This window comes from Paenibacillus sp. GCM10027629 (assembly GCF_042676425.1).
In the GTDB taxonomy this organism is placed as follows: domain Bacteria; phylum Bacillota; class Bacilli; order Paenibacillales; family Paenibacillaceae; genus Paenibacillus_K; species Paenibacillus_K terrigena.
Genome location: NZ_JBHTGZ010000009.1, coordinates 934,644 through 959,900, shown reverse-complemented (window position 1 = coordinate 959,900; position 25,257 = coordinate 934,644). Strand labels below are relative to the sequence as shown.

23 protein-coding genes and 2 pseudogenes are annotated in these 25,257 nt (G+C 41.6%); 22 read left to right on the top strand and 3 right to left on the bottom strand.

The genetic code is table 11. From position 1 onward, the window contains the following. Nucleotides 1-125: 125 nt before the first annotated feature. Nucleotides 126-566, top strand: coding sequence for a VOC family protein (locus ACFQZR_RS13870; RefSeq protein ID WP_379346746.1), 441 nt, complete (start codon nucleotides 126-128; stop codon nucleotides 564-566). A 164-nt stretch (nucleotides 567-730) separates the two neighbouring features. Then, nucleotides 731-1,222 carry a GNAT family N-acetyltransferase gene (locus ACFQZR_RS13865; protein WP_379346744.1) on the top strand — a complete coding sequence of 164 codons (492 nt, stop codon included), beginning with the start codon at nucleotides 731-733 and terminating at the stop codon, nucleotides 1,220-1,222. A 150-nt stretch (nucleotides 1,223-1,372) separates the two neighbouring features. On the opposite strand, the gene ACFQZR_RS13860 is transcribed toward ACFQZR_RS13865, so the two are convergent. Beyond that, entirely contained in the window at nucleotides 1,373-2,260 is an 888-nt protein-coding gene (locus ACFQZR_RS13860) for a helix-turn-helix transcriptional regulator (RefSeq protein WP_379346741.1), read from the bottom strand. 255 nt (nucleotides 2,261-2,515) lie between these two features. Between ACFQZR_RS13860 and ACFQZR_RS13855 the strand changes: the two genes are divergently transcribed. The 6 genes from ACFQZR_RS13855 (at nucleotide 2,516) to ACFQZR_RS13830 (ending at nucleotide 7,006) form a co-directional block, all read left to right on the top strand. Next, nucleotides 2,516-3,349 (top strand): phytanoyl-CoA dioxygenase family protein, encoded by an 834-nt coding sequence (locus ACFQZR_RS13855; protein ID WP_379346739.1) that lies wholly within the window; start codon nucleotides 2,516-2,518, stop codon nucleotides 3,347-3,349. Between the two features lie 125 nt (nucleotides 3,350-3,474). After that, nucleotides 3,475-4,398 carry an NHL repeat-containing protein gene (locus tag ACFQZR_RS13850; RefSeq protein WP_379346737.1) on the top strand — a complete coding sequence of 308 codons (924 nt, stop codon included), beginning with the start codon at nucleotides 3,475-3,477 and terminating at the stop codon, nucleotides 4,396-4,398. 394 nt (nucleotides 4,399-4,792) lie between these two features. Next, a complete protein-coding gene (locus ACFQZR_RS13845; RefSeq protein ID WP_379346735.1) occupies nucleotides 4,793-5,341 on the top strand; it encodes a hypothetical protein in 549 nt (182 codons plus the stop codon). Nucleotides 5,342-5,540: 199 nt separating this feature from the next. Further along, nucleotides 5,541-5,705 carry a hypothetical protein gene (locus ACFQZR_RS13840; RefSeq protein WP_379346733.1) on the top strand — a complete coding sequence of 55 codons (165 nt, stop codon included), beginning with the start codon at nucleotides 5,541-5,543 and terminating at the stop codon, nucleotides 5,703-5,705. Nucleotides 5,706-5,950: 245 nt separating this feature from the next. Continuing rightward, complete coding sequence (locus ACFQZR_RS13835; RefSeq protein ID WP_379346731.1) at nucleotides 5,951-6,415, top strand: MarR family winged helix-turn-helix transcriptional regulator; 465 nt, start codon at nucleotides 5,951-5,953, stop codon at nucleotides 6,413-6,415. A 72-nt stretch (nucleotides 6,416-6,487) separates the two neighbouring features. After that, nucleotides 6,488-7,006, top strand: a complete 519-nt coding sequence (locus ACFQZR_RS13830; RefSeq protein WP_379346729.1) for a VOC family protein — start codon at nucleotides 6,488-6,490, stop codon at nucleotides 7,004-7,006. A gap of 112 nt (nucleotides 7,007-7,118) precedes the next feature. Here the strand turns inward: ACFQZR_RS13830 and ACFQZR_RS13825 are convergent. Beyond that, nucleotides 7,119-7,330 (bottom strand): annotated as a pseudogene (locus tag ACFQZR_RS13825) (IS110 family transposase); the annotation flags it as partial. A 290-nt stretch (nucleotides 7,331-7,620) separates the two neighbouring features. On the opposite strand from ACFQZR_RS13825, the pseudogene ACFQZR_RS13820 reads away from it, so the two are divergent. The 6 genes and pseudogenes from ACFQZR_RS13820 to ACFQZR_RS13795 form a co-directional block, all read left to right on the top strand. Beyond that, nucleotides 7,621-7,833, top strand: a pseudogene (locus ACFQZR_RS13820) (NAD(P)H-dependent glycerol-3-phosphate dehydrogenase); the annotation flags it as partial. Nucleotides 7,834-8,027: 194 nt separating this feature from the next. Continuing rightward, nucleotides 8,028-8,390, top strand: a complete 363-nt coding sequence (locus ACFQZR_RS13815) for a VOC family protein (RefSeq protein WP_379346727.1) — start codon at nucleotides 8,028-8,030, stop codon at nucleotides 8,388-8,390. Between the two features lie 241 nt (nucleotides 8,391-8,631). Next, nucleotides 8,632-8,916 (top strand): class I SAM-dependent methyltransferase, encoded by a 285-nt coding sequence (locus tag ACFQZR_RS13810; protein WP_379346725.1) that lies wholly within the window; start codon nucleotides 8,632-8,634, stop codon nucleotides 8,914-8,916. A 49-nt stretch (nucleotides 8,917-8,965) separates the two neighbouring features. Further along, a complete protein-coding gene (locus ACFQZR_RS13805) occupies nucleotides 8,966-11,440 on the top strand; it encodes a LamG-like jellyroll fold domain-containing protein (RefSeq protein ID WP_379346723.1) in 2,475 nt (824 codons plus the stop codon). Nucleotides 11,441-12,031: 591 nt separating this feature from the next. Further along, on the top strand, nucleotides 12,032-14,065 hold the full coding sequence (locus tag ACFQZR_RS13800) for a DUF5054 domain-containing protein (RefSeq protein WP_379346721.1): 2,034 nt from the start codon (nucleotides 12,032-12,034) through the stop codon (nucleotides 14,063-14,065). A 665-nt stretch (nucleotides 14,066-14,730) separates the two neighbouring features. Further along, nucleotides 14,731-15,480 (top strand): IclR family transcriptional regulator, encoded by a 750-nt coding sequence (locus ACFQZR_RS13795; RefSeq protein WP_379346719.1) that lies wholly within the window; start codon nucleotides 14,731-14,733, stop codon nucleotides 15,478-15,480. Between the two features lie 65 nt (nucleotides 15,481-15,545). On the opposite strand, the gene ACFQZR_RS13790 is transcribed toward ACFQZR_RS13795, so the two are convergent. Continuing rightward, a complete protein-coding gene (locus tag ACFQZR_RS13790) occupies nucleotides 15,546-16,484 on the bottom strand; it encodes a dihydrodipicolinate synthase family protein (RefSeq protein ID WP_379346717.1) in 939 nt (312 codons plus the stop codon). Between the two features lie 299 nt (nucleotides 16,485-16,783). On the opposite strand from ACFQZR_RS13790, the gene ACFQZR_RS13785 reads away from it, so the two are divergent. From ACFQZR_RS13785 to ACFQZR_RS13750, 8 genes are all read left to right on the top strand, one after another. Then, entirely contained in the window at nucleotides 16,784-17,293 is a 510-nt protein-coding gene (locus ACFQZR_RS13785) for a GNAT family N-acetyltransferase (RefSeq protein ID WP_379346715.1), read from the top strand. A 523-nt stretch (nucleotides 17,294-17,816) separates the two neighbouring features. Continuing rightward, nucleotides 17,817-19,457, top strand: coding sequence for an alpha-L-fucosidase (locus ACFQZR_RS13780; protein WP_379346713.1), 1,641 nt, complete (start codon nucleotides 17,817-17,819; stop codon nucleotides 19,455-19,457). Nucleotides 19,458-19,703: 246 nt separating this feature from the next. Then, entirely contained in the window at nucleotides 19,704-19,919 is a 216-nt protein-coding gene (locus tag ACFQZR_RS13775; RefSeq protein ID WP_379346711.1) for a hypothetical protein, read from the top strand. Between the two features lie 6 nt (nucleotides 19,920-19,925). Beyond that, nucleotides 19,926-20,117 (top strand): hypothetical protein, encoded by a 192-nt coding sequence (locus ACFQZR_RS13770; RefSeq protein ID WP_379346709.1) that lies wholly within the window; start codon nucleotides 19,926-19,928, stop codon nucleotides 20,115-20,117. A 313-nt stretch (nucleotides 20,118-20,430) separates the two neighbouring features. Next, complete coding sequence (locus tag ACFQZR_RS13765) at nucleotides 20,431-20,994, top strand: GNAT family N-acetyltransferase (protein ID WP_379346707.1); 564 nt, start codon at nucleotides 20,431-20,433, stop codon at nucleotides 20,992-20,994. A gap of 291 nt (nucleotides 20,995-21,285) precedes the next feature. Then, nucleotides 21,286-21,534 (top strand): hypothetical protein, encoded by a 249-nt coding sequence (locus tag ACFQZR_RS13760; protein ID WP_379346705.1) that lies wholly within the window; start codon nucleotides 21,286-21,288, stop codon nucleotides 21,532-21,534. A gap of 506 nt (nucleotides 21,535-22,040) precedes the next feature. Continuing rightward, a complete protein-coding gene (locus ACFQZR_RS13755; protein WP_379346703.1) occupies nucleotides 22,041-22,379 on the top strand; it encodes a hypothetical protein in 339 nt (112 codons plus the stop codon). Between the two features lie 117 nt (nucleotides 22,380-22,496). After that, the gene (locus tag ACFQZR_RS13750) at nucleotides 22,497-25,256 is read left to right on the top strand and encodes an endo-beta-N-acetylglucosaminidase (RefSeq protein ID WP_379346701.1); all 2,760 of its coding nucleotides are present in this window, start codon (nucleotides 22,497-22,499) and stop codon (nucleotides 25,254-25,256) included. Nucleotide 25,257: the final 1 nt, after the last annotated feature.

Sequence of the window (25,257 nt, the reverse complement as noted above, 5' to 3'; positions counted from 1 at the left end):
CAAAATTATCCACTCCTATTTTTTAAAAAAACGAGAGTGGTACTGGAGGAAGATTCTGGATAGGTGCCGAATACAGTATTATGAATGAACCTACAATCGATCCTGAATCCGAGAGGAGAAACAAAATGAGTGAACAAATCGGTGAGAAAAGAACCCAACCGTACATTATCGATTTAATGACACTGTACCTTCCAGCCAAAGATCCATATCTTACTGCAAAATGGTACGTCGACGTATTCGGATTTGATCCTAATGCGTCTAGTCATTCCCCCCTCCAACCTAATACGGATTTAGTCGTACTACATACCGCAAGTGGTCTATCCTTGTTTTTTATTCAGTCGGAAGATAAATTAACATTGAACTTTAATAATAAAGATGGGTATAATCACGCCGTTCTCCTCTTTAGGGTTAAAAACTCAGAGATAGAAAAAATTTATTTGCGAATGAAAGAACTTGGTGTTGAGTTAACTACCGATGGAATAAAGGATCGTGGTGGATGTGGCAGGGAAATAGCATTTTACGATCCAGATGGGCGGAAAGTAGAGATTAACACGTATGGCACATAAAGACTATGCTAACGGAAAACTATAGCTTAATTAATACCTAATACGCGGCTGCCGGCATGGATCGGCAGCCGCGTTGCGCTAACAGGCAGGATAGCTCAAGAGAAACTCGAATGGATTTATGTGGTAAAATATAAATATTTGATATTTTAGGAGGAAGATTGTAAATGTATGATATTTGTATTAAAGAAATTACAAAGGATAATTGGGAAGAAGCATTTGAACTATCAGTGCACGAGAGCCAAAAAGCATTTGTTCCTAATGTTGCAGAATCACTAGCGTTTGCTTACATAAAACCTTGGGATGAGGCTTTAGATCCTTATGTTTTATATGAGAATAATAGAATTGTTGGTGCGTTTTATATTAGCTATACACCAGACAGTGAGGACAATTATTGGATTTGTGGATTTCAGATCGATAAGACACTTCAAGGTAAAGGATATGGAAAACAGTCTTTAACTAAAATTATTGAATTTATAAAAGAAAAACACAAAAAATGTAAGGTTATATCTTTAACAGTAGAAAAAGAAAACAAGCAAGCTATCGATTTATATGAGAAAGCTGGGTTTATAAGCCAAAATCAAGTAAATATCTATCAGCAGCCTATATATAAGTTAAAGATTGATACTTTCCATTATTCAACTAACGGGACACGATAGTTCAATTCCTCTTTTCGAAGCAGGAAAGTATCTATTTAAACTGGGGGGTTAAGATGAGGTCCGTGAAAATAATGTTATTAGGAATAAGCATGATGCTTTTTGCAGCAGTTTGGGCGCTCGACCCAGGTGGAGTCCCTCCGTGTCGTTTAACTATTTAACTCGTGTATGCTTGCGATACTCCGAAGGAGACATTCCCATATAGTGCTTGAAAAAAATGCTAAACGTATTAATTGAAGTAAAATTCAATTCTTCTCCGATCAGCGTTATCGATTTATCGGTCTCACGCAGATGGTATTTCGCTTTGTCAAGGCATAAATTACGAATATACTCCCCGATTGTCATTCCGGTAGTCGTTTTGAATTCCCGGGCCAAGTGAGAACGGCTAATGTGGAGTTTATCCGCGATTTCCTCGATGTTATGGTCGTATCGGATTTCCTTGTGCAAGTAGTCCATCAATTTGATGATGATCGGTCCGAGCGTTTTCGGCCTGTTGTCGCAGGGCAGCGTACGGTCGAGGTGCAGCCGAAGCAAGGTCGCCATCAGCTGAAGAAACAACCCATGCACCATTTCCGTACTGCCCTGCCGTTTGTTTCTCACTTCACCGAAGATCTGGTCAAATAACCGATTGATCTGATGGTCCTTATCCTTTACGATCCGATCGACCCCGATATTGTAATATTCCGCCTCAATAGCGCGCATCTTGTCTAGCTTGAATCCCATATAATACAGCCGAAAATGCGAAATCCCGTCCGTCAGTCCATAATGCCTTTCCCCGGGTTTCGTGATAAATAATTCTCCTTGATTTATCTGATACATGGATTTATCGATAAAATAGGCCAGCTTTCCCTGATCCAAATAGCAAAGTTCGAAATGATCGTGAAAATGGATATTTGTCTTCCAATCTATGGTCGTGTTCATCCCGATGTAAAACAAATTATCTAGATCTATGAACGGAAGCTCAAATCGCATTTCCGTATCCGATTCCACTACTCTGGCGTTCAAAGGCTTAGCATACTTCTCGGGTTTCTCTTCTACCATTCCTCCTCACCTTTCCGGAGCGATGTCTTTTTGCTACATCAATGATAGAGCACGAGATTGCAACTGTAAAGGCAAGCTTGAAATCGAAACAGGGCTGACCTTGGTTTCTTCGACACGCCACTCTCATCAAAGCATGATCAAAATCTTTAAAAATGCAGAAATGATGGGTAAAGACCTTGACTGGAGTTCAATTTACAATGGAGTTCTGGAATAAAATTTCATCCAATATGCTGTGGGAAAGGTGTGAGCGTAGCTTTGAACAATTTACTTCAAACCAAATGCCTACCGGAAAAAGAAGACATCCGGTTCTTCGAGGAGAACGGATACTGGGTGTCGCCGAAAATCTTTTCCGATGAACAACTAGAGAAGATTATTGAGCATCAGGAAAAAATATATCGCGGAGAGTATGAAACCGGGAGAGAGCCGGTTTGTAACTGGCTCGATGGCGTCGACTACCCGCGCGCGCTTCGCAAAACGGACAATTCGCATTGGTCGGATTTGAAACTCCGTGCAGTGGCGACCGATCCGACGATCGGCGCCATCGCCGCTAAGTTGATGAACGCCGACGTCATTCGGCTGTGGCATGACCAACTGCTCTATAAACCCGGCAGGGGGACAGGCAAAGAAACGGCAAACGTCGGCTGGCACCAAGATTATGTCTATTGGCAAAACTGTATGGAACCGACACTGGTAACGGCCTGGGTCGCTTTCACCGATGTGGATCTCTCCAATGGCTGCATGCAGACCGTTCCTCGGAGCCATAAGTGGGGGCTCGTGAACGTCAACAACTTTTTCGAACAAAACCTCGAGAAGCAGCAAGCGGAGATGGAATTGCCGGAGAATGAAGTGTTTACGACGGTTCCGCTCGTTATGAAGGCCGGACAAGTAAGTTTTCACCATGCGCTGACGATCCACGGCAGCGGTGCCAATGTGACTGAAATGCCACGCCGCTCGATGGCGGTACACCTGATGACCGGTGATACGCGCTATCGCTTCAATCCGAAAGGTCAGCATTTCAACGCACTAATTCTTAACGGCAATGATGGAGATCTGTATGAAGGGGATTCATGGCCGGTGCTCTATCCTTAACCGCCATCATGATTAGCTTATAAAGAGAAATAAAAACGGGGGCCATCCCTCAGTCATCGTTTACACTAAAGTTGTATAGACGTTATTTGCTAAAAAACCAATAAGACTAAGTGGAGGTATCTAAGATGTCCAGCCAAAATCCGTATCGCTACGAAGTAAATCACGATTGGGCAAAGCTTCCTGATGGTGTAGCGTTCGGCTACACACACGGGATCGCCTTAGACAAGCAGGGCAGAGTTTTTATTTTCAATATGAGCAAGGACGCCGTAATGATGTTTGATGATGAAGGCCATTTTCTCCAATCGTGGGGAGAGGAATTTGCAAGCGGAGCACACGGTATGAAGATACATGAGGAGCATGGCGTCGAATATTTGTACTTATCCGATATTGAGCGCGGGCTAGTTATCAAAACGACGTTGGAGGGACGTACCGTTATGACCCTATCCGCTCCTAACCATCTGGATTTGTATGGACCGGGGGAAGATGGCGTCGAACGGAAATTCGTGCCCACGGATGTTGCGGTTGCGCCAAACGGCGATATTTATGTAGCCGATGGATACGGCCAAAGCTACATCCACAAATTTAATCCGGATGGCACGTATTTACTTTCTTGGGGAGGCAAGGGGACCGCTCAAGGTCAACTGGATTGTCCGCACGGCGTTTCCATCGATATGCGAACCGGAGAGCCTCTCGTTTACGTAGCGGATCGGGGAAACCGACGCATCCAGGTGTTCTCGTTAGACGGAGAGCCCCTGCAAATCATTAGCGATGATCTTCATGCGCCATGTTCATTCTCTTTTCATGGAGAGGATCTATATATACCGGACTTGATGAGCAGAGTGACCATCTTAGGTCAGAACAACCGATTAATCAGCCATATTGGGGAAACAGAGGATTACAAGAAAGAAGGCTGGCCGAACCTCCCAAAAGGAAGCGTCGCCGACGGTACCTTCAGCTCGCCACATAGTGTGTGCGTAGCGCCCAACGGTGATATCTATGTGGTGGAATGGGTGGAATACGGCCGGGTGACGAAACTAAGCCGAATATAAGAGCAAAGTACTAAATAGCTGTTCCGATAGGAAGTTTGTAACAGCATTTGTTTTGTTCACACTTTTTACTGTAAAACGGGGCAACATGAAGAGGCCCTTTCATTTTGACTATAGATATAATCATCTAAAATGTGGGTATAACAGGGAGGTTCCCTATCTAATTTCTTATCGGAAGGCCTAAAGGCATTACACATAAAATCGTCCAATTTATTAAACTAACGGGACACGTTTGTGAAATGGATAGAGGGTTCAGACGCCATCTGAATCTCTATCCATTTCTTTTTGTTGTTTAGAATAAACATTTTGCTCGTGAGTCACAGCATCATGCATTTCTCATTTCATTTTAAGAAAAGTAGGGTATATTTTAGTGAACATAACGATAGGGGGGATCAACATGAATATACGGGAAAATAAGATACCAAAACAGACGTGGATCCCAGCCAAAGAACAAATATGGGTGATTGCTGCAGTTACAGTATCCATATTGATTGTACTATGGGGACTCTGGAGCATGTTACATCTCCCGTCTACTACCCTCCACAACCGCCGATTCGAACATACGTTTAAGAACTATGGCTCGATTGCAAGATTAGCTTTATTCTTTGTGTTAGCTAATTATGTGCTTCTTTTCATCGTCAAGCAGCATATATGGGATCGTATGGGTACCATAAAAAAATTGATCGTTTCCTTGCTCCGATTTGTTCGAAGGTGGCATACTTCTGTTGCAGTACTTGCCATCGCTTTTATTTTACTTCATGTGGTTGCTGTCTTCATGTATGGTTTTAAATTTAATTTCACTAATATAAGTGGATTACTTGCGTTTTTAGTCTTGCTTCCAGTGCCGATTTCGGGGTTGTTTCGATATAAGAGGCTAGATCGAAAGTGGCATTTGCGATCGGGGCTTGCATTTGCTGTTTTATTTTTGATTCACGCTTTTTTATAAGGCTATGTTAAATCCTATTGTTGATATAATGACCAAATGCAATCCGTCTTTGTAAAAAGGTGGTTATTTGAACTGTTCTACCCTATAGATTAATAAATAACTAAATCGCGGCTGCCGGCATGGATCGGCAGCCGCATTGCGCTAACTGGCAGAATAGTTTAATTACACATGAATGGCTACCATCAAGGTTGCCTTTCAGATGTGGCCGCCTCAGCCCGAAATCAAGGGGCAGATCGTCGAAGGATTGGACGCCGTTCTGCTCCGCATAAACACGTTAACGCCGACACTGGAGGCGAGCGAATCCAAGCGGACAGAAGCTCATCCACGGCTCGGAGGGCTGCAATTGAGCGATACATACTCATAGGACTGCACTGCCGAATCGTCCGTTATTCAGTGACGGTTGAGGGAAAACGAGGGACATCCAACGCTCCTTAACGTGATTCCATAGAAGTAGCCTATGCCGGGAGTGACGGGCGGTGTCTCCAATAATCGGATGACCTCCGGTTCTCTTCTTTCGTTAAAAGGAGAAGGATCATCCAGGAATTGACAATTTCCAGGGTAACGGCTATTTTATAATTAGAATTCTAACTATATAAAGGTGGCACCGATATGTACGACAGAGAAGGAAACATGCAAGGAGCCCCGTGGGAGTGGAACCGCGGGCCAATCGGACGGCTTCTGAAGGTCGCCTATCTGACTGTCCGCCGGGAAGCGGAGGAACAGATCCGCGAAGAAGGGCTTACCCACACGCAATGGAGCGCGATCGGCATTCTGCATCATTATCCGGGAATGGCGGCTTCGGAGATGGAGCATATTCTAATGATCGAACGTCCCAGCGTAACGAGCCTGATTAACGGACTTGTGAAAAAAGAACTGGTTGTCCGCCGGGAGGATCCTCACGATGCCCGGTACAAAAGGCTGTACTTGACAGAAGAAGGATTGCGGACGGCGGAGAGAACCGGGCATGTAACCCGGACGGTAGACGAGCGTGTCAGACAGGGCATGAGTCCGGAGGAAGTTGACACTCTCCGGTATCTGCTGGAGAAGTTGGTCGGAGTGTTCGGCAAGCCTTAACCGTCCGGGCGGCCGATTTTATATTGCCATATAGTTAGAATTCTAATTAAATCGACGGAAGGCAGGATGATCATGAAGAAATACAGCAGGAAGGAAAACGACAGTAACGACATATTACATGATGTGCTAGCATGGGACGGTTTCCATCACGTGGCGCTTGTCACGCGGGATCTCGACGCCACGATCCGGTTCTATGAGAACATGCTCGGCATGGAAGCGGGTACCGTCTATCCGGCAACTCCCCGACGTGGGAGGCATACTTTCATCCGGCCGGGCAGAAGTGCGGATACGTGGGGTATCCATTTTTTTGAACACCGGGAAGCGGAAATTTTCCAAAGTCTCGACGCGTTGAAGCGTCTGGCGGAGGATCCGACCGGTGCTGCCTTGTTCCAATTCCTGCCCGGCGCTCTTCAGCATATTGCGTTCCGGCTGCCCACCGAAGACCAAGGACTTGCATTGCGGCAAAAGCTTCTTATGCAGGGAATCGTCGTGACCGACATTTATGATCAAAGGGCAATACGAAATTTTATCTTCCCGGACAACAACGGTATTCAGTTGGAGGCGGCTTGGCCGAAGGATGACTGTGAGTGAAACAACAATCTGGGAACGATGCAGCAAGAAGGTATCCCTGTGGTCGTCCCTGCAGATCCATGTCTTCAGTTATAAATTAGCGCCGGATAACCCCTTGCTTCAGCTATAGGGATGTAAGGAACCGTCGCAAATTGGTTTTCTTGGCGTTATGGGAGATTAAAGGATTAATAACAATGTACAAATACTGGTGTTCATCCAGGAACTGAATAACCCCTCAAGGTCATGATTAAACCTGAAGATCTTTCCGTGAGGTATTCCACGGTCTAAAAAAGCCTGTGCATGGCTCTCTCCCTTGGACACATCCAACCCAATCACCGGATTCACGACATTACTCCTGAATCAATTTCACCTGTAACCCCTAACCTTCTTGTCTTCCACACTATCGCATGTGATACGGGATCAATGTCCCAACCAGCCTAACCATGGTTGAACAAGTAGGGGGAATGAACTGAATAGCTCTCGGGATCTAAATCCCGCGGGCAGAACCGTTCGATTCCCGGTTACCGCAATCTTACGACCATACAAAAAAAAGGTCGACCAGAAAGATCTGGTGACCTCATAATACGAACGGTAGGATAATTCAAATACTTCACGAATAATTATATAGTCATAATCGACGCTTTGGTGAGGCACTTGTAAGAAAAGAACGGTTCGAGAAATTAGCTGAGTTAGCGGCAACCGTTAAAGCATTATTGCGACTATCCTTCGAATATTATTTGGAACTTACAATATGTGAAGCTGTTGATTCCGTCATTTCGCAAGAAAATGATCCAAAGGAGCAACTGATAAAATTATTAATGAGACCTGTGAAATTTGAAAGTATTTAGTCTGACTGTTAGCGTTAAGCGTTACACTAACGGGACACGATAGCTAAATAAAATAACTAAAACGCGGCTGCCGGCATGGATCGGCAGCCGCGTTGCGCTAACGGTCAGGATTGTTAAAAAATGAATATATTTACAAAAGAACAAACGTTCTGTATTATAAAAGGGAAACATATCATAACTAAGGTGGTTTCCCAATGAGTGAACAAGTTGTTGAACGGTTTGTTGATCGGATTGATGCGGTTTTTCTACCTGTAAGGGATCTTCAGGAGTCATTGGAATGGTATCAAAAAGTGTTTGGTTTTGGTCTTCGCTGGAGCAATGAAAGAATGGCTGGACTAGCAATTTCACCAAATTGTGGGTTTCATTTAGTGCAAATCCCGGATTTTGAACCTATCAATAAGTACACCCCTTTCAATTTTGTTGTGAAGAATGCAGATGAAGTTAGGGCGAGTCTGGGGCAACTCGGAGTAGAAGTGTCCGAGATAAGAAATGGAGAACCTAGACGATTTGATCTTACCGATAATAACGGGAATATGATCAGCGTGATTCAAATATAGATTTTGCTATTGAGCTAACGGGTCACGATAGTTTAATTCGTAATAAGGTACAGCTAAAATTCTGATCAAGTTAGTTTTATTGAAAGCATATATCAATCGAGGTGTAAAATTGGATAAAATTATTCTTTCTAAATCATATGATATTGATTCGCATCGTAGGGCAAATACTAAACCAGTTGAGTGGAAACTGGTCGAAAGAGAAGAATTTCTGAGTAAGTTACTATCATCGGATAAAAAATAGTTGCTTGAAATTGGTGCTGGTACTGGAATTGATAGTATTTACTTCAAAGAAAACGGTATTGAGGTAACAAGCGTTGATTTATCCACTGAGATGATACGGTATTGCAAGGAAAAGGGACTACAAGCATATGTTATGGATTTCTATCATTTAGACTTTGCGGACAATACCTTTGATGCTGTATATGCCTTAAATTGTCTGTTACATGTTCCTAAAAATGAAATTTTCGATGTACTTCTGGGAATAAGACGAATAATGAAACCTATGCTACGGCTTGATTCTTTATAGAAGCGACAGAAAGGGCAGATATGAGCAGCACGATGGCATTTAGATACTGATGAGTCGTTACTTTCTGAATGCCCATATATGCGGTCGTGTTCATCGACAAATTTATCCTAAAAAAATCGTATCGGGGGAAATTGACAATATGCAGCTGGTTTATGGTCAAACGATCACCGCCAGTGTTATCATGCGTGATGGTTCAATGGGCAAAAATCCAACATTTCAATGGCAAGTACAGGAATCACGTATGAGCGATCAATATATTAATGTAAAATCAGGTGGTACATCCAACAGCTACACCGTAACGTTAAATGATATTGGTAAAAAATTGCGCGTTGTAGTTACACAACTAAATGGTGACAGTAAAACATCATTGCCCACGAGCACAGTGTTAAATACCAACCCCCTTATTGCATCTATTAAATTCGATAATCATTTAATGGACGATGCAGATCAAGAGCATTTGTTGGTTGTAAATGGAGAATATCGTTATGTAGACGGTGTAATACCAGGGACCAAAGCTCTGCATTTAGAAAGCGGAAACAGCAATTATGTCGGTACGACGCATAGCTTGAATTTTGGTCATGACAGTTTTACCATATCCTTCTGGTATAAGGGTGACACGAATGATACTCAGGTCATATGTTCAAACAAGGATTATAGTAACGGCTCTAATGCAGGCTGGGCGATTTACACATCAGCCAATTCGGTCGAAATGAATTTCGGATTCCCGACCGCATCAGTAAACAACATTTCCTTTAGTCGCAACACGTTTGATGCTTCCGATTGGCGTTACGTGACCTTTGTTGTAGACAGAAATAAAATGCTCGCGTTGTTGTATATTGATGGTTACGAAATGGCTGAAACTACGCTAGGGCTAGGAACTTTAGATACATCGAACCCATTAAATATAGGTTGCGACGGATTGGGCAACTTCGGCGGTAATTCATTCGATATAGCAGATCTGATGATTTGGGAAGGCGCTTTTAGCAGTGATGTAGTTCAAGCGAATTATACTAGTTACGCTGTAAATAAAGTAGATATGAGCGCTCTTAACGACACAATATCAGAAGCAAATACAATAATAGCAGCCGGTCTCGGCAACGGCTTCAGCGAAATCGATTTTGATTATTTGAAGAAGGTTTTGAATACGGCAACTTCGGTTGCAGCAACGCAAAAAGTAAAATTATATACACAGGAAACCATCAATTATTACGTACGTGAACTAAACAATGCCTTATTTATCTATCAAAAAAGCAACAAAACATTAACTCCCGCCGATTTAAATATGATTGTGGACAGCGACCCGGAAATGAGTCCCAGTGCAATCAAGCGCGTGGAAGAAAGTTTCAGAAAAGAACTGAGCGTATTCCCGCAGGCCGATGTCATGTTTATTCCTGGCGACGTTACCGGTGGTAACAATGCCATAGAACACCTGTGGATGAAAGAGATGACAAGCGTATACGACAATCTTAAAAATGAGGGTTTATTTGACAATACCGCGTTTTATATAATAAGAGGCAACCATGATATGGAGGGCGCTGAAGAGTTAATACCAGTCGGTTCGGCAGGCGCGTGGAACGCCTCTACGAATTCGTACGACAACAATTTCTTTAACGATTCTTATAGGGTAAAGGTAAAAGGATATAATATTGTAGGTTTTGACGGCAATCATAACAACAACAATACGGTGGGGAAAACCTGCACTTTCCTCAATCAAATTACACAAGAAGAGGATTACGATCCAACAAAACCGATATTTGTATCTTCTCACTTCCCTATAAGCGGAACCGTGTGGTCATCGGAATGGAGCAGCAAGGCAAGTAATCAGGTAGGTAAATATATTGCCGACAACAATTTGTCCCAGGTGGTGTATTTATCAGGTCATACGCATTTCGACCCTACCGACGAACGTTCTCTCTATCAAGGGGCGGCTACGTATCTCGAATGCGGTGCGTCAACATATTCCAGTTATATTGATAGCGGTCCGTACGGCGATTATATAGAAGGTGCGTATATCAATTACAACACCGCACCTCGCATCGCGAATTTCTTTGAGGTTTACGGCACCAAAATGATTATCAAACAGTATAATTTAAGTACAGATCAATTTGTAGGCATACCTTATGTAGTAAACGTCGGCGAAGGCAAAGATGCCTTTACATACAGCAGGAGCGATACAAGAGAACTCATTGCTCCGCAGTTTGATGAAGGTATTAAGGTCAATTCTATCGATTGCAACGAAGTTACTTTTACAATAAAGCAAGCAAATGACAATGTGCGCGTATTGGAATATAATATTCAGCTGATCAACAAGCTCACCGGGGAAGTGGACAAATCGTTCAACAGCCTTTCGCTGCCGCTAGATCATCCATACAATGAATACAAGCAATATAAGATTACAGATTTATTGCCGAATACTCCATATATAGTCAGGGTATTCGCCGCGGATTCCATGTATAATCGTTCGTCGCAGGACATTGACATTATAACTGACGGTGTAAATAAACAGCTTCGCTGCGCCTACTAACATAACATGGGTGGCAATCGGAACGGCGAAGGCATGAAGCGTGAATGCGAACGTAGCCAGGAATGTCGATTTAAAGAATGAAGATACCTACATATTTAATCTGAGGAAAGCCTGCTGTGTCAGGCTTTTTATTTTTTATGTAGGCAAATATGTGGTAATAAAGAATAAGACTATTGTACTGTCGAGTGACAAGAAAGTGTACCCAAGAATATGATCCGATTGTCGTTCTTTAGATTATAATCATTAAGATAACGGGCAGTCTAATTAAACAATTCAATTAGAGTATTAATGACTTTTTCGCGATTGATTTGGTTTTATCAGATTTTATCGTATGAAACAGGTGGTAGACACATTAAAATGTCAGGATTTTATAAAGATGTGTCCGTATAAAATAAATACTAGACGTATGGAATGACCTATTATTACTTCGAATACCCCACAATATGCGGAGATGTTAAGTGAAATACCAATAATTAATTATTAAGAGGTGCTTTATGAGAGATCATGATTCAGAGTCCGAATTGGAATGGCCGAACCTTGTAAAAACAAAAGTGGAGTAAAAGCCTGAAAGCAATTATTTCACGACGTATTATGACTAAGAGAGGCGTGATTATAGAAATGAAAAAAATCTATGTGGTAAACAAAACTCATTTTGACATTGGTTTTACCGATTTAGCAGAAAATGTCTTGCACAAGTATTGCCATGATTACATTCAAAACGCAATCACTTTAGCTGAAGACTTAAGAAAAGAGGGCAAAGACTTTGTTTGGACAACAGGTAGCTTTATTATTGAATATTACTTCAAAAACATGGATGAAGAAGCTTGTAAAAAGCTAGACGACGCCATAAAGAAAGGTTACATTCGCTGGCACGCAATCCCGTGTACGTTTGAATCTGAAACTATGACACCTCAAACTTTACATTACATGACTTCAATCTCAAAGAAGTTAGATGCTCGTTATGGATACAAAACAACAAGCGCAAAGATGACTGACGTCCCAGGACATACTATCGGGATTGTTGATGAGTTATATCGTCAAGGAATTAAATTCCTACACATTGGTGTAAATGGCTCGAGCTCAATTCCAGAAGTTCCAGATACATTTTTATGGAAGAATGGCGAAAGTGAGATAATTGTCTCTTATTCAGACGACTATGGTGGCGTAATCGGAATTGATTGCATGGATAACAAGCTGGCGTTTATGCATACTCATGATAATAGTGGTCCAGGAACAAAAGAGAAAATTAACGTCTTTTTGTCAAAAATGGCGAATGAGTATCCAGACTATGAGCTTGAAATGACTTCAATGGATCAGTTTGCAAATGAAATTTGGGAAGTACGTGACCAACTGCCAGTTATTACAGAGGAAATTGGGGACACATGGATTCACGGAATGATGTCTGATCCGAAAATCATTCGTGATTATCGGATTTTAACTAATTACATGTTTGATAACAAAATAGAGAATGATGATGCTAATTTCTATGCGATGTTAGTTCCAGAGCATACTTGGGGAATGGATATCAAACGCTATTTCAGTGACTATATGAATTATGAAAAGAAAGACTTCCAACGAGCGCGTAGTTTAGATCAAATTACCGATCTTGATTTAACCTACGCTTATGGAATTGTTAAAGATGCAACTGTTGGCGAAATGCAATTCACTTATAATGAGTGGACTGATCGTTCGTACAAATTTTATGAGTCTTCATGGAAAGAACAACGCAAGAACGTTGATCGTGCGATAGCTTGTTTGGAGCCTAAAGATCAAAATAACATTAAAAAACTTATCGAAGTTCCATATCATATCTTTGAAAACCAAGGTATTGAATGTGGTTTGGAAGAATTGATTTCGGTAAACGGGTATCAAGTTATGTTTGCTAGCGATGGTTCAATTAACCACTTAGAAAAGGATGGAATACTTTACTTTGATCAGGACAACAAACTCGGGGTTCTGAGCTATACAATTGCTGGGCAAAATGACTATGATAACCTACGTTACAACTATTTGCGTGAATTACAACATAATTGGTGGGCAATTGACTTCTTAAAACCAGGAATGGAAATTCAAAAACGCATTCAATTGAATGAAAATTTCACACCACATGTTGTGAAATTAGTTAAGGAAAATGATTCGATTATTGCAACTTTAAAGTATAGCCAAAGAGCTGTGGAGGAGTATGGTGCTCCAAGAGTTGTAAAGGTTAAATATCAATTTGGAGATAAAGTTGAAATTGCACTTTTATTAAAGGATAAAGATGCAATTCGTTATCCAGAAATTTATTCTTTTGACATTACACCACGTTTGAATTCGCCGTACTTAACTAAGATTCGTAAAATTGATACCGTTATTTCACCTTTTGAAGTGGTAGGTCACGGAAATAAGTTGCAACACATGATTGAAGAGTTAATTTACGATGGTAGCGATAAAAAAATCAATATTAAACCTATTGATGCCCCTCTTTTGGGAATCGGAACAAATAACAATCTAAGTTATAACAACAAATACCATCAAGACAACAATAAATTTACGTTTACACTCTTGAACACAACATGGGGAACTAATTTCACGATGTGGTATGAAGAAGATATTTTCGCTCGTTTTGAGTTAGTGTTGGGATAAAAATTTCCTGCGAACATAATTCACTCTGTTCACAAACAAGAAATAGGATGAATAGAGAAAGAATGCAAAGTGAATTAAACCAATTGATTAGGTTAGCTGTCAAAGCTACGAATAATAATCAATTAATTATTCATTTTGAATCTAAAACAACCAGGTCCTTTTAATTAACGGGACACGATAGTTCAATAACAAAGCATTTTTGAGCAGGCTACCTCAGCCTGCTCATTTATTAAGCTAACGGGCAGGATAACGTAATAAAAGGTAGAATTAATTCAGAATATGGTCCTACAAAATGAGTCAATAGGTTTTAAAGTATATCCATCAAACACTAAAACATCGTATATATTGATATTGTTTTCTTGGAAAGTAAATTGGTCCACCAACTTATGTAAACCGAGTGCATGTGCTAGCTTAATTAAATATGCAAAAAAAAATGGTTGGGATTATACAAAAGAAAAGAGAGTAATGAAAATAGACCAAGGCGATTATCTTGTCAATGAATTAAGATTTAATTCCATAATTAATTATGCTAACGGGACATAAAATGAGCAGACTGCGTCAAAAGCCAATTCCTGTTTGGCGGCGTGAAAAAACACTTCGATGCGACAGCAGAATTGCTGAAGTTGTTCGAGTATAGTACAGCTTGTAGAAGATAGGTGGAGGGTATGGAACGAAAGTATTGGGTGCCGGCGTTGGAGCGCGGGCATGTAGTATTGGCTTGTATCGCACGTCATCCTTCGAAGCTGAGATTGATCGACCTGTGCGCGGCAACAGGGATTAATAAAAGCACGATGTTCTCGCTCTTGCATACGATGGAGTCGTTGGAATGGGTTGAGCGCGAGAAGGGAGATACGTACTTATTAGGCTCGACGTTCGCGTATCTCGGCAACGCTTATTTCTCCAACATAGACGTCGTGAAGCTGTTTATGCAGCATGCTGCCGCAGCGGTAGCCGTTGTTGGTGAAACGGCGCAATTGGCGCGGCTTGAGGGAGAGCATGTCGTTTACCTCGCGAAAGTTGAAGCACCAACGCCAGTCCGTTTGCTCTCGGAGCCAGGAAGACGGATTCCAGCGTATACCACGGCTTTAGGCAAGGTGCTGCTTGCCGCAAGGGGGGATGCTGAAGTGGAGCGATTGTATCGCGATCAAGCCTTTCTTCCGTTGACTAGCAATACGTTGAAAGATATGAACGAGTTGCTGCTGCTACTGCCACGCATACGAGAACAGGGGTATGCTGAGGATCTTGAAGAGGTGGCGGCGGGATTCTGCTGCCTGGCGGTGCCTGTTACCGACGTATTCGGGCGCGTTCTCGCAGCGGCAAGCTTCTCGATCCCGACCGGACAATGGGACTCGAAGAAAGAGCTGGCGCGCGACGAGCTCAGTAGATTGTCGGGGCAATTGTCCTCGCTCTTATAAATCAAACAAGGGTCGTGCCGCATGAAGATGTTCATGCTGGCGCGACCCTTTATTATGTGTCCGAATTAGAATACAGGCACGTATTCTGGTTCCGATGTGTTATTGATCAGTCCTGCTTGAGCTAGAATTTGCTGAAGCTCAGCCTTCTTGCTCTCTGGCAACGGCAGTGCTGGAGCCAACAATTGTGTGGATATGTCTAATCCGCGCATACGAATGGCTTCCTTCACGACATTGACGAAAGGCGCATCAAGCGCGTACATGTAAGGGATGTACGCGAGCTTGCGTTGAATCTGCATGAGCTCATTCATGTCTTTCTTATGGAAGGCGTTCCAGATGCCAAGTGTCAGTTCAGGCGCAAAGTTAGAGCTTGCTGGAATGGCGCCATCTCCACCGAGAATAAGTACATCAGCTAGATACTCATCAAAGCCTGCAAATACCGAGAAGTCAGGACGAACGGACTTCACTGTATGAATCATCTCACGCATATGCGCAAGGCGATCAACGGTATCCTTGATACCCACAACATTCGAATAAGTCGTTGCTAGACGTTTAACGAATTCAGGCGTCAGATCTTGACCCGTCAGCATCGGAAAGTTATACAGCATGATAGGCAGCTTAACCGAACGAGCAACTCGAGAGAAGTGCTCCCATAGTTGTGTCTCGCCTAGTGTATAGTAGGAAGGATTAATGACGATAACTCCGTCTGCACCTTCATTTTCCGCATATCTGGACAGCTCTTCCACTTCGTCTGTGCTGTTAGCCCCAGTACCGATCCATACAGGCACGCGCTTGTCTACAGCTTCAACTGCGAAGCGGGTAACTTCCTTGCGCAGATCCATCGACATGTTGGCGAATTCGCCTGCGGTACCCATAAAGAATAAGCCGTGAACACCCTGCTTGATCAAGTGTCCAATGAGAAGGGTCATCCCTCCGCGGTCAAGTGTCATATCTGGTTTGAATATAGTTGAGACTGGCGGCATAATACCGCGAATTGGCAGGTTCACTGTACTTCACTCCTATCCATGATCTGACACCATCGTAAAATAGAGGTGACTGGTGGATGTATTACAAATGTCACACTTCGCTTCAAAAAGAAAACTAGGTTTAGTATACTAAACTGAATTCATCACATACTTGAGCAAGCCCTCATTATCGTAGCACTCGCAGATCGGCTTCTGAAGAGGATAGCACGTCCTATCAGTCAGAAGCGTCCTGAGTCGCTTGGATAGTTTGGTTAAAACCGATTTTTCCCAGACGTCTCATACGGTGTGTGATAGTATGTAGCAGAGGTGAAGGATGAATCATGGAAATTAGACTTATGCCTGTAAAGATAGAGCAAAAAGAAAGCCTATACAACTTATATCAGTATTACCATTATGATTTTTCCCAATATACCGATGAAGATTTAGGCTTAGATGGACGGTTTGAAATAGACTTGGATCATATTTGGGAAGATCCAAGATGGAACCCTTATTTGATATGTAGTCAGGATAAAATCATTGGATTTTTGATTATTCTTTTTGAGAATTACGATACAGACCCCGATCCAACTCACGTCATTTATGATTTTATGATCCTACGAAAGTACCGGAGAAGAGGATTAGGTAAGATTGCGGCTGTTCAAGCGTTTGATCTATACCAAGCTAATTGGAAAGTTGTTCAGATGAAGGCGAATGAACCAGCAATACATTTTTGGCGGAATGTAGTGAACGAATATACTTCTGGTCAATATAGTGAAGTATTTCGAGAAGATATAAGCAAATTTGTGCAAGCGTTCAATAATAGGACTCCGTCCCATTACCCTTTAAAGTAACGGGACACGATAGCTTATAATAAATAACTAAAACGCGGCTGCCAGCATAGATCGGCAGCCGCGTTTCGCTATCGGGCAGTTTTACTTAGTTATTTTTTCGTACTTTCTTTTCAATAATTCGAATCCTTGCTTAGCGTCCAAGGAAATGTCTATGGTTAACAATGAATACCCCGAGCTAGGATCAATTGGTCGGGCATTTTCCAGTTCATATACGTTAGTTCAATAATTAACTAGAAGGTTAGTGACATCATGTGGCATCATAATAACTGTAATTTGACTGGAAGGAGAATGGAATTACACCATTCTGCCTCTATAAAGGTAGTTTATTTTGCTGCAGTCCCTTTCAAATCTTACACCAATTTCAGACACAAAATACTCCCTATCATTGTTGAAAAAGTTGTTTTTTATATGATACATTTTATCTAGTAAAAAAATGCCAAAACGATTTTCCAACACATATGACAAATAGTATTTTTGGATTTAACCGGATATAAAAGATAAATTTTAAAGTGAGGGATAATGAATGCAACTAATTTTACCAACAAGTAGACAGTTATTACATTTAGATCGTGAGTTTTACTGCTTTATCCATTTTTCACTAAATACTTTTACCGACAAAGAGTGGGGGTTTGGAGATGAATCTCCATCTATTTTCAATCCAACACAATTTGATGCAGACCAAATTGTTTTAACAGCAAAAGCTGCTGGCATGAAAGGGCTTATTCTCACATGCAAGCATCATGATGGATTTTGCTTATGGCCAAGTAGATACACCGAGCATAGCGTAAAGAACAGCCCATTTAGAGACGGAAAAGGTGATGTTGTTTTAGAATTGTCGCAAGCTTGTCGTCGTGCAGGATTAGAATTTGGTGTTTATTTATCTCCATGGGATAGAAATCACCCTGACTATGGCACCCCAGCTTATATTGACTACTATCGTGCACAGCTAAGAGAGTTGTTAACACAATATGGCGAAATTTTTCAAATTTGGTTTGATGGTGCCAATGGTGGAGACGGTTGGTATGGCGGCGCAAATGAACAGCGCAAAATTGATCCCACTGTTTATTATGACTGGGAAAACACATGGCAAATAGTGAGAGAATTACAACCAAATGCAGTGATATTTTCCGATGTTGGCCCAGATGTTAGATGGGTTGGCAATGAGAGAGGTGTAGCCGGAAACCCTTGTTGGTACACGATTTTTGATAATGGTTGTGCTCCTGGAGTAGCAAATGAACACAATCTAAATTCTGGAAATTTAGATGGCGATAAATTTCATATACCAGAGTGCGATGTTTCTATAAGGCCAGGCTGGTTTTACCATGAAACACAAGATGACCAAGTAAGATCTCTAAAAAATTTGATTGACCTTTACTTTCACTCAGTTGGAAGAGGTGCCACATTTAACCTTAATCTTCCACCAGATCGCCGAGGATTAATTCATGAAAATGATGTGGCTGCACTCAAACAGTTTAAAGCGCATTTTGATGCCACTTTCAATAACAATTTAGCACAAGATGCTACTGTTTCAAATCACAATGAAGATACAGTTTGGTATTTTGACTATGACTTGTCTAAGATAGGCAATTGCAATGTGGTTGAGCTTCGTGAAGATTTAGTTTATGGGCAACGCATTATTAAATGGGAATTGGAAGCATTTTTATATGGAGCATGGCAACCTGTTGTTTCTGCTGAATCAGTAGGATACAAAAGACTTATTCGTTTTGCACCTATTTGTGCCACAAAATTCCGAGTTAAAATTATAAATTGCAAAGCTGAACCAATGCTTTGCGGATTCGGTTTATTCTTTGAGCCATCAATTGATACCGATGACAAAAAAGTTGAAACTGAGTATATTAAACCTGATAAAGCAGAAAAAGTTGATTCTCGCACCATTGTATTAAGTTTTAATAATCCAACAAATATTCGTGGAATTAAATATTTACCAAAACTTGATAATGTAGTTTCTAAATATCATATTATCTTTGCAGATGAAAGTGGCAAAGCTGTAAAAGAATGTAGCGGAGAATTTGGCAATATGTTAAATAATCCATGGCCTCAAGTTGTATTTTGTGCTGGTGTTTTTTCTAGTATAACTTTCAAGGCTGTAGACTTTTGCGTTGGCAGCGTTATGAGTGTTGATGATGTTGCAATTTTAAAGTAAGAAGTTTTAACCAAGCATACTACCACGGGGATAAATTGAACTGCACCCCATTTGTTAGACACCATCTAACAAGTGGGGTGTATTTTTGTGGAGTAGTTTACTGAAGAGGAGAAGCATCAAGCCGTACAAGCCTATAAAACGGCAAGGAGCCCACGGGGGATAGAGCGCGGATCGGTGTGAACCACAAATATAAACTAAAGCGATTCAAAGTAAAAAAACAGGGATCACAACGGACTCTACAGCCAAATGAAGAACAACGGAGCTAAGGTATCGGAGATTGAAGATAATGGGGCTGTGGTCTTAATTTTTATGCCTATGACCCAGATGGAAATAAACTTGATATATGGGGTGGCTGACCCAAGTAATTTTGTCATTCAACTAACGGGACACTATAGCTTAATTAATACGCGGCTGCCGGCATGGATCGGCAGCCGCGTTGCGCTAACGGGCAGGATAATTTAGCAACTAATGTTGAAGTTTATAAAGCATTGGTGGACTGTAAGAGGACAAGAACATATTCCAAATGGAATCCGTGCTATGCGCGGTTATTTTATTTTATGGGTACAGGTTCTTGTCCTTTGCTCGAGACAAGAACCTGTACCCATTGCCGTAAATGGACAAGAACTTGTACCGTTAGCCGTGCTAGCATTCTTCACTTAAATCCTACAACAATTAGAGAAGATGATATTGTCAGAAGTCAAAAACATGGGAGCATTAAAATACGTGATGAGGTGAGAAAAACAACTTAGAAAGAAAGACAATTGTCGAGTGACAAGAAAGTGTACCGATTAATACCCGCGTAAACCGCAGTTTTTTTATTTTATCGGTACATATTCTTGTCAAACTGCTGTAACAACAATATTACCGATTGTCGTTCTATAGTTAGTTGTAATCATTAAGCTAACGGGCAGGATAATGCAAAAGTTTCGCGAATTGCCTACATATGGAATTGTTTGCGAAAGGAGATTATAGAATGAATCCAATACTAGTAGATTTTCCAAACCAATTTACAACTGAAAGGTTATTGATTAGAACACCTCTACCTGGTGATGGCAAGGTAGTGTATGAGAGTATAAACTCATCGATCAATGAGCTCAAGGAGTGGTTGTCGCTTTTTGCACAGAACGAACATTCTGAACAGTCAATCGAAGCAATACTACGAGAAGACTATGTAAAGTTTATTAAGAGAGAAGCTCTTAGACTTCTGATATTTGATAAAGAAACTGAACAATTCATTGGTTTATCTGGATTGAATAAGCCAGATTGGGAGATACGTAAATTTGAAATCGGATACTGGATTGATACACGTATGAGCGGAAATGGGTATATGACTGAAGCAGTTCAAGGAATAACCAATTTTGCCTTTACAGAGTTGAAGGCTAGAAGAGTAGAAATTCGTTGTGATACTTTAAATTATAAGAGTAAGGCGATTCCAGAACGATTAGGCTTTCAATTAGAAGGAACATTAAGATGTGATGATTTGTCAGCAGATAAGAGTCAGATAAGAAATACTCATATATACGCTCTAGTTAAATAAATTTAAAGCAATCAGTCAAATTTCCTAACGGGACACGATAGTTGAATCATGATATCGAGGCAGCTGATCAAACGATCAGCTGCCTTTTTCATTGAAGTAACGGGCAGGATACTACGGAAGTTGATGGAATTATTTAATAATCAAATATATAAAAGAGGAGTCGCTAATACAATAATCGAGAACGACACCTTCTGTAAAATCTTTATTGATACTGATGAGTAATACGAGTATTTGTATCATTTAATCAATAAATTGGTTAATGTAAATACGAGGCGCGACATTAATGAAACATTGGATTTATCTTTAGTAAAAAACGATGATTTTGACGCTATCCAAAGATTAGACTTCCCTTATGGTTTTCTACATTCAAGGTATTATCTTGAAGTTGAACCAAATGGATATTTTGAATTTCAAAGATACATTATGTCTATTTCTTTGCTTCTTGAAAGTCTATGGGCAAGCGGCTTAAATGCTGTTGCAGCTTGTAACTTTGAAGAGTTACTCCCTAGAAAAGGTGGCTACAATTACGTAGGCGATTAAGCTAAGGGACACGATAGTTGAATATCATACATTGTTGAGCAGGCTGTCTAAGCCTTCTTATTTTTATTGAACTAATGGGCAGTTGAGCGCAACAAAATTATCAATTTACCATTATCATCGAGATGATCGGATTGTCACAATCGGTGGTGGAACCTTAAATAATCCTAAGGAGATGTCGGGTGACAAAAACATAGTAGCATTAGAAGCCGCTAATCATGCGGCTTTTTATTTTTATGATATCAAGTTCTTGTCAAAACACGATGACAAGAACTTTGTTACACACCCAATATGATCTCATCGGCAGTAGGCAAGTTAAAAAGATGCCATTGTTGTTAAGCAAACGGGCAGGATAGTGTAATTATAGAAACTAAATTATTAACAAGTTTATTAGTAAGTCATGTTTGCGACATCATGTGGCATGAAAATAACTGTAAGTCACAAAAACAAAGTTAATGTGGAATGAGTAGGGAGAAAAGTGGAAATGGCCAAAAGAGGAGATTCGATAAATGAGCGAACTTATTATCGAGGCGAAAACACAACCTGCAATCATTGATGTAATGACATTGTATCTTCCAGCAAAAATCCTTATCTTCCTGCAAAATGGTATACGAATGGAATTAATCACACTAACTTTACATGAAAATCACACCATCTTCACTGATAAATCACACTATCTTCACTGCCGACTTGATAATATAAAGAAGAGGTACACATCTGGAACATCCGGTATACTTTTGGAGAACTATAAGTCGAAAAAAGAACAAATCACATTAGCATACAATGTAGATTTGTTCTTCGTTGGTGTTACAATAATCACTGTAAAAAAAGGGAAAACAACCCTTTAAGAAGGGTGATGCCGAATTGGAAGCATCCTGTTTTGAAAGCCCTTTCAATATTTTTTATAAAAAATGGATAGGCCACAACGATTTAGCATCACAACAACAAAATAGGAGGAAAGTGAATTGAAGAATAGAAAAACAGCACTTGCAGAAGCATCCGCCATGATCCCCTCGACGGTTCCTCATTTTGTTTTTGCGGTGGACTCCATGCCACCCACGGGCGATGCCGCATTCGGAAAAAACCAACCGGTGACCCACGGATACCGGGCTGTCGATATTGAGAATTGGTCACCGGAAACCGATCCGAACGCCAAGCGATTAAGAGCACATGTGCCTTTGCAGCAAAGAAACGATGCGTTTGCCGCAACCCAAGCGAATCCGAAGCTGAGTCCGAATACCGAGTTTTTCAACCTTACTGGTGATTACGATGACGCTCCCCGTGGCGCAACGCCTTACAATAACGAGTTTTCGAACTATCTCTTTAACTTCTGGCAATATACCGATTATTATGGAGGCTGGCATGGGACTCCTACGGAAGACGTACCCTCCAGCTTATATGATCCGAATGACGCCGGGCATAACGGGGCATTTGAGTACGGCATCGTAGACCTGCCTAATCCCGCTTATACCAATGCGGCGCACAAAAACGGCGTAAAATCCGTAGCCTGCATTTTTATCCCACGCGGCGGACAACCTTATGATCTGCTGTTGAAGCAAAGAGAAGACGGAACGTTCCCGGTCGCGGAGAAGCTAATCGAGATGAAGGAATATTTCGGCTTTGACAGTTATTTTATTAACCAAGAAACGTCGATTAAACCGGAACATATTAAGATATATAAAGCATTTACGAAAACATTGGTGGATGCGGGCGTCTATACGCAGTGGTATGACACGGTAGATGATACGCAGGGCAAATTGACCTACCAGCCTTCACTTATTTCTTCGCACAGCTCGTTCGTTCGTGATGACGCAAATGGAGGAATGATTAACAACTCTATCTTTATGAACTACAACTGGAACTCGCACGACGGATGGAACAATGGAGACAGCACAGATCAGAAGTATATTAAACAGACCGTCGAAGAGGCCAAAAGTAGAGGAATCGATCCGCTTAAAACCGTCTTCTCCGGCGTTGAAGCGGGAATGGGCCGCTTTGGAGGAAGTCATAACTCGACTCGTAACTTGGATGTCATCTTAGATCCGGTGACAGGAAATCCAATGACCTCCATCGCGACGCTTGGCGGCCTTTTCGTCCAGCAAGCGCTTGACGAAAATATAGGCGACCCGAGCAAAAATGACGACCATCAGTGGATGATCGCCGAGCGCGAGCGTATGTGGTATACCGGCGTTAAGATCGATCCGACCAATACCGACAAGCAGAAAGGATATGAAAGACCGGATGTCGGTGTGCAGGACGCTTCGGAATGGACAGGGATATCAAGGTATATTTCAGAACGTTCGGTCGTTAATGGAAGCGCTTTTTCAACAACCTTTAATACAGGCCACGGCATGAAGTACTACGTAGACGGAAAAGTATCAAACGATGACGAATGGTCGAACATCAACTTGCAGGATATTTTGCCGACGTGGCAGTGGTGGATCGATAGCGAAGGTACCAAGCTTCAAGTCGATTTTGATTACGGCGATTCCGTGGAGAACGGCGACAAGTTCACCTATAAGCCGATCGGCGGCTACAAAGGCGGAAGCTCACTAGTCGTTAACGGCAGCTTGGACGCCAAAAATTTCTTACGTTTATACAAGACGGATTTGGACGTTAAGAAAACAACAAAAGCTTCGATTACGTTTAATAAGTCGTCGGCAAGCGATCGCTCGGAAATTCAGCTGGGACTTATTTTCAAAGACAATCCGAAACAGGTTGAATATGTATCCGTTCCTAACTGCGGTGAAAAAACAAATGGTTATACGACAGCGGAATTGGATTTGCACGCTTACGCAGATCGGGAACTTGCCGTAATCGGACTTGCGTTTGATCCGAAGGGAGCGGCCATTGAGGGCTACCAGGTGAATATTGGAGAACTTAAGATAACGGATGGGAAAAACTATACACCAAGCCAACCTGCCGGTTTTGCTATAGAAAATCGATATGATACCGGCGAAGCCGATGTCGTCTGGAACATGGAAGATTATAGCGAGGTGAAGCAGTACAATCTCTATGCGCAGCTGAAAAATGGAAAAGAGGTATTTTGGGGCGGCGTATACGGCAGCAATTTCTATATAAAGAGCTTGGAGCCGGACGTTATGGCCCTCAAATTGACTGCTGTCGGCATCGATCAGACCGAGAGCAAACCGGCCGTCGTTGCTATTGACGACAAGGACCAACTCTCGAATGTTAACGTCATTGCAACGGTCGAAGGATTCGATATCGTCTGGGACAAGCATAACCGCGCAAGCCAAGTTCGGTTTGACCTAAGCTTTACAGACGGAAGGAAGGATACGTATACGAAAACCGTGGATTCCGCATTGGGTTTGTTCAAATGGGAAGTGCCGGTGAAGGACGATGATCGTTACCTATTGAAAGTATCCGCCTTGGATAAAGAAGGGGGAGTGCTTGACACCGTAAGTTCTTCAGGAAAAATGAAGGATCTTTATTCTGAACCGTTCGATGGTGGTTATTATATCGATGGTGATAAGCTTGGGATCGACGTCCCGTCTTCGAAGGATTGGTGGCATATGTACATTACGGTCAACGGCCAGCCAGTTAAGCCAACGGAGAACGATCAGGGTGTTACAACCGATTATTTTATTCGCGGATATCATGATCTGAATGGACTTCCTCTGCCGGAGAAGGGATCCGTCATCAGCATCGTTCTGGAGGATTATATGGGGAATATGTCCGAAATGAAATCTATTCCTTATAATTAAA

Excerpts from the sequence above, each read along its gene's own strand:
- ACFQZR_RS13815 (WP_379346727.1), top strand. The coding sequence starts at position 8,028 with ATGAGTGAACAAGTTGTTGAACGGTTTGTTGATCGGATTGATGCGGTT.
- ACFQZR_RS13780 (WP_379346713.1), top strand. The coding sequence starts at position 17,817 with ATGCAACTAATTTTACCAACAAGTAGACAGTTATTACATTTAGATCGT.
- ACFQZR_RS13785 (WP_379346715.1), top strand. The coding sequence starts at position 16,784 with ATGGAAATTAGACTTATGCCTGTAAAGATAGAGCAAAAAGAAAGCCTA.
- ACFQZR_RS13775 (WP_379346711.1), top strand. The coding sequence starts at position 19,704 with ATGAAGAACAACGGAGCTAAGGTATCGGAGATTGAAGATAATGGGGCT.
- ACFQZR_RS13835 (WP_379346731.1), top strand. The coding sequence starts at position 5,951 with ATGTACGACAGAGAAGGAAACATGCAAGGAGCCCCGTGGGAGTGGAAC.
- ACFQZR_RS13800 (WP_379346721.1), top strand. The coding sequence starts at position 12,032 with ATGACTAAGAGAGGCGTGATTATAGAAATGAAAAAAATCTATGTGGTA.
- ACFQZR_RS13795 (WP_379346719.1), top strand. The coding sequence starts at position 14,731 with ATGGAACGAAAGTATTGGGTGCCGGCGTTGGAGCGCGGGCATGTAGTA.
- ACFQZR_RS13840 (WP_379346733.1), top strand. The coding sequence starts at position 5,541 with ATGTGGCCGCCTCAGCCCGAAATCAAGGGGCAGATCGTCGAAGGATTG.
- ACFQZR_RS13830 (WP_379346729.1), top strand. The coding sequence starts at position 6,488 with ATGAAGAAATACAGCAGGAAGGAAAACGACAGTAACGACATATTACAT.
- ACFQZR_RS13755 (WP_379346703.1), top strand. The coding sequence starts at position 22,041 with ATGAGCGAACTTATTATCGAGGCGAAAACACAACCTGCAATCATTGAT.
- ACFQZR_RS13850 (WP_379346737.1), top strand. The coding sequence starts at position 3,475 with ATGTCCAGCCAAAATCCGTATCGCTACGAAGTAAATCACGATTGGGCA.
- ACFQZR_RS13870 (WP_379346746.1), top strand. The coding sequence starts at position 126 with ATGAGTGAACAAATCGGTGAGAAAAGAACCCAACCGTACATTATCGAT.
- ACFQZR_RS13770 (WP_379346709.1), top strand. The coding sequence starts at position 19,926 with ATGTTGAAGTTTATAAAGCATTGGTGGACTGTAAGAGGACAAGAACAT.
- ACFQZR_RS13865 (WP_379346744.1), top strand. The coding sequence starts at position 731 with ATGTATGATATTTGTATTAAAGAAATTACAAAGGATAATTGGGAAGAA.
- ACFQZR_RS13860 (WP_379346741.1), bottom strand. The coding sequence starts at position 2,260 with ATGGTAGAAGAGAAACCCGAGAAGTATGCTAAGCCTTTGAACGCCAGA.
- ACFQZR_RS13845 (WP_379346735.1), top strand. The coding sequence starts at position 4,793 with ATGAATATACGGGAAAATAAGATACCAAAACAGACGTGGATCCCAGCC.
- ACFQZR_RS13805 (WP_379346723.1), top strand. The coding sequence starts at position 8,966 with ATGAGTCGTTACTTTCTGAATGCCCATATATGCGGTCGTGTTCATCGA.
- ACFQZR_RS13765 (WP_379346707.1), top strand. The coding sequence starts at position 20,431 with ATGAATCCAATACTAGTAGATTTTCCAAACCAATTTACAACTGAAAGG.